This is a genomic window from Enterobacter sp. MGH119, from assembly GCF_001037675.1.
GTDB classification, from domain to species: Bacteria; Pseudomonadota; Gammaproteobacteria; order Enterobacterales; family Enterobacteriaceae; genus Enterobacter; species Enterobacter hormaechei_C.
The window spans coordinates 489,812-501,737 of sequence record NZ_KQ089930.1 but is presented as its reverse complement, the minus strand read 5'-3'; the positions used below and the strand labels follow the sequence as shown (position 1 = coordinate 501,737).

The 11,926-nt window shown below is 59.0% G+C and carries 14 protein-coding genes; 2 read left to right on the top strand and 12 right to left on the bottom strand.

Annotation, left to right across the window (positions count from 1 at the left end):
• Window positions 1–140: 140 nt before the first annotated feature.
• Together dnaG and rpsU are read right to left on the bottom strand one after the other, a co-directional pair.
• Window positions 141–1,886, bottom strand: a complete 1,746-nt coding sequence (dnaG, locus tag SK53_RS13775) for a DNA primase (RefSeq protein WP_003862574.1) — start codon at window positions 1,884–1,886, stop codon at window positions 141–143.
• 115 nt (window positions 1,887–2,001) lie between these two features.
• Window positions 2,002–2,217 (bottom strand): 30S ribosomal protein S21, encoded by a 216-nt coding sequence (gene rpsU / locus SK53_RS13770; protein WP_001144069.1) that lies wholly within the window; start codon window positions 2,215–2,217, stop codon window positions 2,002–2,004.
• A gap of 236 nt (window positions 2,218–2,453) precedes the next feature.
• On the opposite strand from rpsU, the gene tsaD reads away from it, so the two are divergent.
• Entirely contained in the window at window positions 2,454–3,467 is a 1,014-nt protein-coding gene (gene tsaD / locus SK53_RS13765; protein WP_048209630.1) for a tRNA (adenosine(37)-N6)-threonylcarbamoyltransferase complex transferase subunit TsaD, read from the top strand.
• Window positions 3,468–3,554: 87 nt separating this feature from the next.
• On the opposite strand, the gene ureG is transcribed toward tsaD, so the two are convergent.
• The 10 genes from ureG to plsY all read right to left on the bottom strand — a co-directional run bounded on the left by ureG (window position 3,555) and on the right by plsY (window position 11,370).
• Window positions 3,555–4,172, bottom strand: a complete 618-nt coding sequence (ureG, locus tag SK53_RS13760; protein ID WP_014071813.1) for an urease accessory protein UreG — start codon at window positions 4,170–4,172, stop codon at window positions 3,555–3,557.
• Between the two features lie 9 nt (window positions 4,173–4,181).
• Window positions 4,182–4,856: an urease accessory protein UreF gene (locus SK53_RS13755; RefSeq protein WP_023314875.1), complete on the bottom strand. Its 675-nt coding sequence runs from the start codon at window positions 4,854–4,856 to the stop codon at window positions 4,182–4,184.
• Complete coding sequence (locus tag SK53_RS13750; RefSeq protein WP_003862561.1) at window positions 4,856–5,395, bottom strand: HupE/UreJ family protein; 540 nt, start codon at window positions 5,393–5,395, stop codon at window positions 4,856–4,858. The genes SK53_RS13755 and SK53_RS13750 overlap by 1 nt, the downstream gene beginning before the upstream one ends.
• Window positions 5,396–5,404: 9 nt before the next feature.
• The gene (gene ureE / locus SK53_RS13745) at window positions 5,405–5,869 is read right to left on the bottom strand and encodes an urease accessory protein UreE (protein WP_003862559.1); all 465 of its coding nucleotides are present in this window, start codon (window positions 5,867–5,869) and stop codon (window positions 5,405–5,407) included.
• 9 nt (window positions 5,870–5,878) lie between these two features.
• A complete protein-coding gene (gene ureC / locus SK53_RS13740; protein WP_048209628.1) occupies window positions 5,879–7,582 on the bottom strand; it encodes an urease subunit alpha in 1,704 nt (567 codons plus the stop codon).
• Window positions 7,575–7,889: an urease subunit beta gene (locus SK53_RS13735; protein ID WP_003862557.1), complete on the bottom strand. Its 315-nt coding sequence runs from the start codon at window positions 7,887–7,889 to the stop codon at window positions 7,575–7,577. Before SK53_RS13735 ends, ureC begins: the two co-directional genes overlap by 8 nt.
• Before the next feature lie 10 nt (window positions 7,890–7,899).
• The gene (locus SK53_RS13730; protein ID WP_003862556.1) at window positions 7,900–8,202 is read right to left on the bottom strand and encodes an urease subunit gamma; all 303 of its coding nucleotides are present in this window, start codon (window positions 8,200–8,202) and stop codon (window positions 7,900–7,902) included.
• A gap of 10 nt (window positions 8,203–8,212) precedes the next feature.
• The gene (locus SK53_RS13725; protein WP_003862554.1) at window positions 8,213–9,040 is read right to left on the bottom strand and encodes an urease accessory protein UreD; all 828 of its coding nucleotides are present in this window, start codon (window positions 9,038–9,040) and stop codon (window positions 8,213–8,215) included.
• Window positions 9,041–9,196: 156 nt separating this feature from the next.
• Window positions 9,197–10,663, bottom strand: coding sequence for an MFS transporter (locus SK53_RS13720; RefSeq protein WP_048209626.1), 1,467 nt, complete (start codon window positions 10,661–10,663; stop codon window positions 9,197–9,199).
• A 92-nt stretch (window positions 10,664–10,755) separates the two neighbouring features.
• Window positions 10,756–11,370, bottom strand: a complete 615-nt coding sequence (plsY, locus tag SK53_RS13715; protein WP_003862548.1) for a glycerol-3-phosphate 1-O-acyltransferase PlsY — start codon at window positions 11,368–11,370, stop codon at window positions 10,756–10,758.
• 107 nt (window positions 11,371–11,477) lie between these two features.
• Here plsY and folB point away from each other — a divergent pair, with 107 nt between their 5' ends.
• Window positions 11,478–11,846: a bifunctional dihydroneopterin aldolase/7,8-dihydroneopterin epimerase gene (gene folB / locus SK53_RS13710; RefSeq protein WP_003862547.1), complete on the top strand. Its 369-nt coding sequence runs from the start codon at window positions 11,478–11,480 to the stop codon at window positions 11,844–11,846.
• The last annotated feature ends 80 nt before the right edge of the window (window positions 11,847–11,926 follow it).

Sequence of the window (11,926 nt, the reverse complement as noted above, 5' to 3'; positions counted from 1 at the left end):
ACACTTAATTCGTTTGATTGGTGTCGGCGATGGGCTGCCAACATTTAAAGCGAGGGCGTACTTATATTTTTGCCGCTGCCTCTCAGTGCGGCTGCCGGGGGCTTCCCGATCGATATTCGGCACTTAAGCCGTTAAATTTTTTATTTCTTCGCCAGTTCCTGGTTAATCATCCAGAGCTCCCGGCGTTCTTCGCTGCTTAGGCCATGGGTGCGCTCGCGAGCTATCAACTCTTCCTGGCGCAACTCAAGCATCGAATCAAACATATGGTTGAGTGAGTCGGTGAACGTTTTTTCTGCGATATCCTTATCTGCTATATCGTCCCACATCGACAGTTTTTCAAGGGTAGCGGCCTCTTTTGTGCCGCGATAATGCTCTAAAAGTTGTCCGGTGGTCAGACCTGGCTGAGACAAACAAGTGTTGACCAATTCTGAAAATAAGCCAAGCCCGGGCAATTTTTCGTGGTTCAAACCCGCCAGCGACGGCACTTGCGGAGCAAGTTCGGGGTTTTGCACCAGCAACCCTATCAGTATACGCATGGTTGTGCGTTTTAGCTGAGGCGCGGGGCGTACCGTGCCGTTTTCAGCCTGTTTCGGCATTAAACGTTCAAGCTGGCTGTCATCCAGAATGCCGAGCTTGTTGCCTAACTCCTGACGCAGATAGATGCGCAGCGTTTCGCCGGGCACCTGGCTGATTAACGGCAGCGCCAGCGTGCTGAGCTGCGCGCGCCCGTCAGGGGTACTCAAATCAACCTGCGGCATCAGGCTGTTAAACAGAAACGTGGAGAGCGGCTGAGCCTGCTCCATCCGCGCTTCAAACGCCGCTTTGCCCTCTTTACGCACCAGCGTATCCGGGTCTTCACCGTCGGGCAGGAACATAAAGCGTAGCTGACGCCCGTCGGTCATATACGGCAACGCGGTTTCCAGCGCTCGCCAGGCGGCGTCGCGTCCTGCGCGGTCACCGTCGTAACAGCAAATCACGTTGTTGGTGACGCGGAACAGCAGCTGGATATGGTCCGCCGTGGTGGACGTTCCCAGCGACGCAACGGCATAGTTAATGTCGTACTGCGCCAGCGCAACAACATCCATATAGCCTTCGACGACCAGAAGACGCGGAGGTTCCGCATTATCCTGCTGTGCCTCATAAAGACCGTAAAGCTGGCGGCCCTTATGGAAAATATCGGTTTCCGGGGAGTTAAGGTATTTCGGCAGGGCATCACCCAGCACGCGACCACCAAAACCTATCACCCGGCCACGCTTGTCGCGGATCGGGAACATCACCCGTTCACGGAAGCGGTCGTAGCTTCGTCCCTGGTCGTTGGTGACCAGCATGCCTGCGTCGATGAGGGATTTACGATCTTCGCTATTGCCGCCAAAACGCTTTAACACGTTGTCCCAGCCGGGCGGGGCGTAACCAATAGCGAAACGCGCAATCACATCGTCACTCAGTCCGCGCTTGTTCAGATACTGACGCGCAGGCTCAGCCGCAGAGTGCTTAAGAGACTGTTGGTAAAACGAATTCAGGCCATCCATCAGTTGGTACAGCGTTTGCCGCTGATGGCGCTCGATCTGACTTGGCCCACTGCCCGCTTCATACGGCACTTCAAGGTTATGCATCGCCGCCAGCTCTTCGACGGTTTCAACGAACTCGAGCTTGTCGTAGTTCATCAAAAAATCGACGGCATTACCGTGTGCGCCACAGCCGAAGCAATGGTAGAACTGCTTTTCACCGTTTACGGTGAAAGAGGGGGTTTTTTCGTTATGGAACGGACAGCACGCATGGTAGTTCTTGCCCTGCTTTTTTAGCTTCACCCGCGCGTCGATGAGATCGACGATGTCGGTTCTGGCAAGCAGGTCATTGATGAAAACGCGTGGGATTCTTCCGGCCATATGCCCCAAAAATTTAAGCGACTTATAAACGAAAACAAGCCGCGCATTCCTTCCGGAAGCACGGCCTTACGACTACAACTCTGTCTGTCAATTGAGGGCTGTGGCCCTCAACAGATTAGTACAGACGAGTACGGCGTGCGTTTTCGCGAGCCAGTTTCTTCGCGTGACGTTTCACAGCGGAAGCTTTAGCGCGCTTACGTTCGGTCGTTGGTTTTTCATAAAACTCACGACGACGAACTTCAGCCAGAACACCTGCTTTCTCGCATGAACGTTTGAAGCGACGCAGTGCTACGTCGAACGGCTCGTTTTCACGTACTTTAATTACCGGCATGTAACTCTCACCTTTAATAAATTCGGTTTGCCGCTGGCATCAACGCCAGCTTATTTCAAAATGGTGCGGAATTTTACTGCAAATGCTGCTGCTTTGTAAAGCACCGATGCGATTTTGAAAGGGACTTTAATAAGGGTGAGGAGTATACACGAGGCTTCTTCCTGGGGCGAACAAAGTTTTACAACAATCCGCCCAGGCTCTACACTGCGCGGTATTGAAACGAGGTAAAACAAGTCATGCGTGTACTGGGTATTGAAACATCCTGCGATGAAACCGGCATCGCGATTTACGACGACGAAAAAGGGCTTCTGGCCAACCAACTGTATAGTCAGGTGAAATTGCACGCTGACTACGGCGGCGTCGTGCCTGAACTGGCCTCTCGTGACCACGTGCGTAAAACGGTTCCCCTGATCCAGGCGGCGCTGAAAGAGGCCTGGTTGAGTGCAAAAGATATTGATGCCGTGGCCTATACCGCAGGACCGGGCCTGGTCGGCGCGCTGCTGGTCGGCGCAACGGTAGGGCGTTCACTGGCCTTCGCGTGGGATGTTCCGGCCATTCCGGTTCACCATATGGAAGGGCACCTTCTGGCGCCGATGCTGGAAGACAATCCGCCAGCGTTCCCGTTTGTGGCGCTGCTGGTTTCCGGTGGTCATACCCAACTGATCAGCGTAACGGGTATTGGCAAGTATGAGCTGCTGGGCGAGTCAATTGACGATGCAGCCGGTGAAGCCTTCGACAAAACCGCCAAGCTGCTGGGGCTGGATTACCCGGGCGGCCCGATGCTCTCGAAAATGGCCGCACAGGGCACGGAAGGGCGCTTTGTCTTCCCACGGCCGATGACTGATCGTCCGGGGCTGGATTTCAGCTTCTCCGGTCTGAAAACCTTCGCGGCGAACACCATCCGCAATAACGACGACAGCGAGCAGACGCGTGCCGACATCGCTCGTGCGTTCGAAGATGCGGTGGTGGATACGCTGATGATCAAGTGCAAACGCGCGCTGGATCAGACCGGCTTTAAGCGCCTGGTGATGGCAGGCGGCGTGAGCGCCAACCGTACGCTGCGCGCGAAGCTTGCAGAGATGATGCAAAAGCGTCGTGGGGAAGTGTTCTACGCGCGTCCTGAATTTTGTACCGATAACGGGGCGATGATCGCCTACGCCGGGATGGTGCGCCTGAACGCTGGCGCAACGGCTGACCTGAGCGTGTCCGTGCGTCCGCGCTGGCCGCTGGCGGAGCTGCCGGAGGCGTGAGTTTTTTTGCCCGGTGGCGCTGCGCTTACCGGGCCTACAAAACCGTAGGCCGGGTCAGGCGAAGCCGCCACCCGGCAACAACCCGCACTACACCCGCAGCATCCCTTTCTCTTCCAGAAACGCAATGATCGTCGCCAGCCCGTCACCCGCTTTCAGGTTGGTAAAGGTCCACGGACGCTCGCCGCGCATGCGATTAGTGTCGCGCTCCATTACCTCCAGCGACGCCCCCACGTACGGCGCGAGGTCGGTTTTATTGATCACCAGAAAATCGGATTTGGTGATCCCCGGCCCGCCCTTGCGCGGGATTTTTTCCCCTTCGGCCACGTCGATGACGTAGATGGTGAGGTCCGCCAGCTCCGGGCTGAAGGTCGCGCTCAGGTTATCCCCGCCGCTTTCGACGAAGATCAGATCCAGATTGCCGAACTTCTCGCTGAGTGCTTCCACCGCCGCCAGGTTCATTGAGGCATCTTCGCGGATGGCGGTGTGCGGACAGCCGCCCGTTTCCACGCCCACGATGCGCTCTGGCTCCAGCGCACCCGCCTCGGTCAGGATGCGCTGATCCTCTTTGGTGTAGATATCGTTAGTCACCACCGCCAGGTGATAGGTATCGCGCATCGCCTTGCAGAGCGCTTCCAGCAGGGCGGTTTTGCCCGACCCTACCGGGCCGCCCACGCCAACGCGCAGGGGATGTTTGTAATCAGCCATATTGACTCCTCAGGAACGGAATAGTCGTGAATATTGGGTTTCGTGGCGCGCGGAGGCGATGGCGGACAGCGGCGTAGCGGCCCCCAGCGCGTCGTCGCCACGTAAAAATGCCTGTTCAAACCCGGCGGCAAAATGGTCGCTCAGGTCGATAATCAGCTGTTGTGCGGCCTGCTGCCCAAACGGCACCAGCTTGACGCCCGCCATCACCGCGCTCTCAATCCAGCTGTAGCCCAGGCTTAGCGCCAGCTCGCGCGCGCTAATGCCCCAGCGCACGCCGAGCCACGCCATACCGCAGAGCTGGCTCTGCGTCAACAGCGGCAACCATTCTGGCGGGCAGGCGGGTTCCCAGCTTTTAATCAGGCGCGTAAAGGCCGCGCCACGGTTGCGTTCTTCATCGCGCAGCTCGCGCGTTTCCCGGCAGGCGAGCAGGTATGCCGTCCAGCGTTTTGCTGTCGCGACGTCCTGCTTCTCGCAGGCACGATAAAGGCGGATAAACAGCGGCAGGTCGACGCAGAAAAAGCTCTGCTCCATCTGCTGGATCTGCCAGCGCCTGAAGGCCTCAGCGTCCGTGACCCATCCGGCCTCAACGGCCCACTCCAGCCCCTGCGACCAGGTAAACGATCCGACCGGCAGGCTACTGCTGGAGAGCTGCATCAGGCGCAGCCGCTGGCGGGCGTGCTCCATCAGCTCATCAGCGCCAGCAGGGCAGAGACGATCAGCCCGCCACCGAAGGTTTTACGCAGGCCGTCGTGACGGCGCAGCAGCAGCCCTGCCGCGAAGCTGGCGCACAGCACCGTGGCGCTGGCTAACATAAACCCGCTGGTGAAGAGCCAGAAGCTGTGGCCGGACATCTCCACGCCGTGCGCCCAGCCGTGGAACATCGCCAGGGCTGGCACCGCCAGCAGCAGGCGATTTTCAGTCTTGAACATCATTACGCCGCAGACCGCCAGCGAGGCGATAATCAGCATTTCCATGCCGCTAAAACCGCCGAGCAGGCTGCCCGCAACGGCGCCAGCAAGCATCATGCCGAGCGTTGCTAACGGCAGCAGCAGCTTGCGGCCGCTCAGGGCGGACAGCACGCCAGCCCCCGTCAGCATCAGCAGGTGATCCAGCCCGGTCAGCGGATGGAGAAATCCGGCCTGGAAGCTGTCGGTCCCGTGGCCCGGATGGGCAAGCGCCGGAACGGAAAAGGCCAGCAGAAACAGCGGTAAATACTTGCGCATGATGAGTCCTTAATGTGAATGAGCGTGGGAGTGGCCATGGCTGTGGGCATCGCTGGTGTAAGCCCCCGCTTCCGGTTCAAACGGCAGGCTGGCGAAGGTCACCTCCAGCCCGAACTGACGCAGCATGTCGTCAAGAACGTGGTCGTGGTGGTAGCGCAGCTCGCCGGGCATAATTTGCAGCGGCACGTGACGGTTGCCCAGGTGGTAACAGGCGCGGGCGAGCAGGAACGGATCGGCGCAGCGCACCACGGAAACCGACTCCGGGGCCGCGATCACTTCGATCACCTCGCTGCCGTCGTCGGTGGTCAGCAGATCGCCGCCGCGCAGCAGCAAACCGCGCGGCAGCATCAGCCCGGCTTCGCGACCGTCGTTCAGGGCCACGCGGGCGCGGCTTTTCACCCGCACGTCAATCGGCAGCGTGACGCTGGCGGTAGTCGGGTGTGCGTGGTCCAGGCGTTGGGTCAGATAAATCATCATCACTCCTCAAAACAGGAAATAGCGTTGTGCCATCGGCAGAACGTCAGCCGGTTCGCTGGTAATCAGTTCGCCGTCGACGCGCACCTCGTAGGTTTGCGAGTCGACGGTGATGTTCGGTTGCAGAGCGTTGTGGATCATGTCCGCCTTTTTCACCGTCCGGCAGCCTTTCACCACCGCCGTGGCGCTCTGCAAGTTGAGCTGCTGCGGGATGCCGTTCGCACTGGCGGCCTGTGAGATAAACGTCAGGCGCGTGGCGTGGCGTGCGGCGCCCAGCGAGCCAAACATCGGGCGGTAATGCACCGGCTGCGGCGTCGGGATAGAGGCGTTGATATCGCCCATCGGTGCGCAGGCGATCATCCCACCTTTGACGATGGTGGCGGGCTTGACGCCGAAGAACGCCGGGGACCAGACCACCAGATCCGCCAGCTTGCCCGCCTCAACCGACCCCACCTCATAGGCAATGCCGTGGGTCAGCGCCGGGTTGATGGTGTATTTGGCAACATAGCGCTTCACGCGAAAGTTGTCGTTATCGCCGGTCTCTTCCGGCAGCGCGCCGCGCTGAACCTTCATGCGGTGCGCGACCTGCCAGGTGCGGATAATCACTTCCCCCACGCGGCCCATTGCCTGTGAATCTGACGAGGTGAGTGAGAACGCGCCGATATCGTGCAGCACGTCTTCGGCGGCGATGGTCTCCCGGCGAATGCGGGATTCGGCAAACGCCACGTCCTCGGCGATATCCGGGTCGAGGTGATGGCAAACCATCAGCATGTCCAGGTGCTCGTCGATGGTGTTGACCGTGTAGGGCAGCGTCGGGTTGGTGGAGGAGGGCAGAATATTCGGGTGCGCGCAGGCGATGATGATATCTGGCGCATGGCCGCCGCCCGCCCCTTCGGTGTGGAAGGTGTGGATGGTGCGCCCGGCGATGGCGGCCAGAGTATCTTCGACAAAACCGGACTCGTTCAGCGTGTCGCTGTGCAGCGCCACCTGGATATCCATCTCTTCAGCGACCTCCAGCGAGCAGTTGATGGCCGCAGGCGTCGCACCCCAGTCTTCGTGGATCTTAAGCCCGATGGCACCTGCCGCGATCTGCTCGCGCAGCGCGTCCGGGTTTGAACTGTTCCCTTTGCCCAGCAGGCCAATATTCACCGGCAGCGTATCGGCAGCCTGCAACATGCGGGCGATATACCATGGCCCCGGCGTGCAGGTGGTGGCGTTTGTACCTGCCGCGGGCCCGGTGCCGCCGCCGATCATGGTGGTGACGCCAGAGACCAGCGCCTCTTCCGCTTGCTGCGGACAGATCCAGTGGATATGGGTGTCGATCCCGCCAGCGGTGACAATCTTGCCTTCGGCGGCGATCACTTCCGTTGCTGCGCCAATCGGGATCGTCACGCCGGGCTGAATGTCCGGGTTTCCGGCTTTGCCGACGGCGAAGATCCGCCCATTTTTTACGCCGATATCCGCTTTCACGATCCCCCAGTGATCGACGATCAGCGCGTTGGTGAGCACCAGATCCACGCAGTCGTCGGCGGTCATCTGCCCCTGTCCCATGCCGTCGCGGATCACTTTTCCGCCGCCGAATTTAACCTCTTCTCCGTAGATCGTGAGATCGTCTTCTACTTCGATCCACAGTTCGCTGTCGGCCAGCCGCACTTTATCCCCGGTCGTGGGGCCGAACATATCGGCATACGCCTGGCGTGAAATCTCAGCCATGTTTCACCTCGCCCATGATCTCGCCGCGAAAACCGAAAATGCGCTGTGCGCCCGTCACCTGCACCAGCGTCACTTCCCGCTTCTGGCCGGGCTCGAAGCGCACAGCGGTGCCCGCCGGGATGTTCAGCCGGTAGCCTCGGGTGGCCTCGCGATCGAACTTCAGCGCCGGGTTGACCTCGTAAAAGTGATAGTGCGATCCCACCTGGATCGGCCTGTCGCCGTGGTTTTCCACTATCACACTTCGGGTTTCGCGCCCGACGTTGAGAGCAATGTTGCCGGACTGGATCCGGTATTCACCTGGGATCATCACGCGCTCCTTACACGATCGGGTTGTGGACGGTGACGAGCTTGGATCCGTCCGGGAAGGTGGCTTCCACCTGAATATCCGGGATCATCTCCGGTACGCCCTCCATCACCTGATCGCGCGTCAGGACGTGGCGGCCGGCTTCCATCAGCGAGGCGACGGTTTCGCCATCGCGCGCGCCTTCCATAATAAAGGCGCTGATCAGCGCGACCGATTCCGGATAGTTGAGCTTTACCCCGCGCGCGAGGCGGCGTTCGGCAACCAGCGCGGCGGTGAACAGCAACAGCTTGTCTTTTTCTCTGGGAGTCAGTTCCATAGCGTTTCTCTTATGTCTGCCAGATGCGCGGCGAACAGGCGGTTTTGGGGGTTAAAAGCGGGCGAAGCGACTGCCAGATATCGCGCATCACCCGCTGACAAATCAGGTTGTCGTGCGAGAGAAAACGCACCGACAGCAGATCGTCGGTGAGCGTCGCCCCGCCAAAGTTTTCCAGCGGGGCGAGCCGCTCGCGCACCGTGTCGAGATGTGCTTCCCGGGCCGGATAGAACAGCAGCGTGCCGACCCACGGATGGTCCGCGACGGGCGTCAGATCGCCACCGCTGAGATGCAGTCGCTCAATCAGACGCGGCTCGCCATCCACCCACACCTCAAGGCGGCTCTCCAGCGTGCCTTGGCTGAAGGTTTCGTTTATCACCGGACGGCCCAGACAGTACAGCTCCCACGCCAGCAGCGTGCTGGTGGCGTGCAGGTGAAAGACGGAACGCAGCGCGGCGTTAGCGCCGGGGAAAATAATGGTGTCCTGCGGCAGCCACTCCAGCGTGGCCTCTTCGTCGAGGTAAAAATGCTGACTGAGGCAGGCCAGCGGGCCGCTGCTGCGATAGAACTTGCTGGCGCCGGGCATGGTGATGAGGGCATGGCTTTTGGCGTCGAGCCGCACGGAAATATCCAGCGTATCCCCGCCCACAATTCCACCTGGCGGGTGCAGCAGGTAAAGGTGGCAGGTTTCCCCTTCGGGATAAAACGGACGCTGAACGGTAAGTGGCCCGGTGTGACGCGCGGAATGGAGGAGGGTTTTCTCAGGGGTATGACAAAACTGGAGGGCAAGCGAGGCCTGCCAGCCTTTGTATGAATTATCAGTGACCTGAGTTGCTAACATGGTGCTTCCACTTCCGCACTATCGGGATACGTTTCAGTATGCCCTGGCGGAAATGAAGGCTGTCATATGAGTCGCTTATGGATAAAAAAACCGGATCATGTGAGCCGGTTTCAGTAATGTAGGCCGGGTAAGCGCAGCGCCACCCGGCAAGAAAGGCTAGCGATAATCCTCTGCATCCACATCATACCCCGACGGCTCCCAGCGGATCGCCAGCAGCGAGGCCAGGCCGATAAACGGCGCCAGCGCAATCACCCAGAACACGGCGGTATCCAGCGAGGCGACCAGCAGCGGGAACAGAAACAGTGATAGCGTTGAACTGCTGCGCATCAGCGTCTGGTTAAGCCCCACACCCACGCCGCGCAGCGAGGTCGGGTAGCTCAGAGAGGCAAACGTCATGGTGTGCGCACCCGGACCAAAACCCTGGCCAAACAGGAACAGCGCCAGCATCGCGACGGCGACCACGCCTTCCGTGGACCCGTCAGGGCGGCCAATCAGCGCCAGGCCGAGCAGCGCCGCCAGCTGGCACGCATAACCCGCCAGTGACATCCGCCATGCGCCGAAGCGCGGAACATAGCGCACCGCCAGCAGCCCGCCGACAAACGCGAACAGCAGATTAAGCGCCAGCGAGATCAGAATGGTGGTCAGCATCGACTGCACAAAGAAGCTGGAGATGATCACCGGCAGGCCAAAGGCTACGGCGTTATAGGCGAACGAGGAGACGACCGACAGCAGCGTGGCGAGCGTGGTACGCCGCAGATAGATACCGCGGAACAGGTTCAGGTAGTTCGACCATTTTGCCTTGTTCACAACAGGCGCGGGCTGGTCGAGCGCATCCTGCGGTACGTGGGCATTAATGTTGTAAGACTGCCGCAGGATAGACGCCGCCTCCTTCAGATTGCCCTGATTCGCCGCCCAGACCGGGGATTCGCTCATATAGCGGCTGCGGATGGCGATAATCACCAGCGCGGGCACCGCGCCAAAGCCAAGGATCAGACGCCAGAGCCAGTCGCTGTGGCTTTCCGGCAGCACGGCGTAAAAGAAGAGCACCAGAAGATAAGAGATGCTGATGGCAGCATACCAGGTGGGACACCACATCGCGACGCTGGAGGCTTTATTCCCCGGGCCTTTCAGTCTGGCGAACTCGCTGAGAAACGCCATCGCGACGGGAAGGTCGATCCCAACGCCAAGACCCATCACAAAGCGCGCGCCCGCCAGCACATATTCGTTCGGGGCCAGCGCACAGGCGATAGCGGCAACGACAAAGAATACCATATCGGCCATAAAGACGCGGTAGCGCCCGATTTTATCCGTAAGATAGCCGCCGAGCAGCGCCCCGACAATCGCGCCAAACGTAATGGCTGAAGCCACCATGCCGGTACCGGCGGGCGTCAGGTTAAATTCGCGGGTGATGTCTTTGATGCCGAATGCCAGCGCGCCGAGATCGTAGGCATCGAGAAAAATTCCCCCGAGCGCGATACCGACCACGATGCGGGCATTGGCCCGGCCCTGAGAGCCGTCATTAACGAGACGTGAAACGTCCGATGCGCTGCGTACCCACTTGATATCGCCATCCGGGGTGTTTCCTGCCGCTGGAAGGGGAGTTGAATCTGTGATTTCTGCCATTTTCTTTTTGTGTGGTTGTGTTGTGTCTCTAACAGTTACCACAGGCAGAAGGTGACAAAAATCACATTTGGTTATAAGGCATAACGAACGGTTTACTGAGCGTCTTTCTTTTTACGTCTGAGCTTCGTCCAGATCTTCGTTTCCTGACGACGCCACAGGCGTTGAATGTTGTCGTGATGGCGCAACAGGATCAGACACGAGAGCATCGACACCGGGAAGGTAAACTGCGGTTTAAACCACCAGACATAGAACGGGGCGATCAGTGCGCTGACGATGGCGCCCAGCGACGAATAACCGCTCAGCAGGATGGTCAGCAGCCAGGTGCCCGCCATCACGCCGGTGAGATCCCAGCCGATCGGCGCAATCGCGCCAAACGCAGTGGCCACGCCTTTACCGCCTTTAAAACCAAAGAAAACAGGCCAGATGTGGCCGACGCAGGCGGCGATGGCTATCAGCCCCAGCCAGAAGGGTGTGACGCCGAGCGCATACGCGCCCCAGACGGGAAGCATTCCTTTCAGAACGTCAAAAATCAAAACCGCTACGGCTGCTCCCTTGCCGCCAATTCGTAGTACATTGGTCGCCCCCGGATTCCCGGAACCACTTTCACGCGGGTCAGGCAACCCGGCGATGCGGCAGACCAGAATGGCGCTGGAGATTGAGCCGCAAAGGTAGGCGAGGATAATCATTCCAGGCGCGATTGCACTCATAACGCTGTTCCGTTTTGAAAATGTATCTGTATTCTCAGCATCTGTGGATAATACGCATAATTCGCCGGAAGTGGTATCCGGTTTAGCCAAAAAGCAGGCAGGTCGTGATGGATATTGTATTTATAGAGCAACTTTCGGTAATCACCACAATTGGTGTTTACGACTGGGAACAGACCATCGAGCAGAAACTGGTGTTCGATATCGAAATGGGCTGGGATAACCGCAAGTCAGCGAAAAGCGATGATGTGAATGATTGTCTGAGCTACGCCGACATCAGTGAAACGGTCATCGGCCATGTGGAAGGGCAACGATTTGCGCTGGTAGAACGCGTGGCGGAAGAGGTGGCAGACCTGCTGCTGAGCAAATTTAACTCCCCGTGGGTGCGCATTAAGCTAAGCAAGCCGGGCGCGGTGGCGCGCGCCGCCAACGTGGGCGTGATTATCGAGCGTGGCACAAATCTGAAAGGAAAGATTTAACGTCATAATAGCTAAACCATTTTAGGTTATATCGGTCTTAGAGCTGTATGTTTCACGGTAGCCGTTGTGGCGACCGTTTT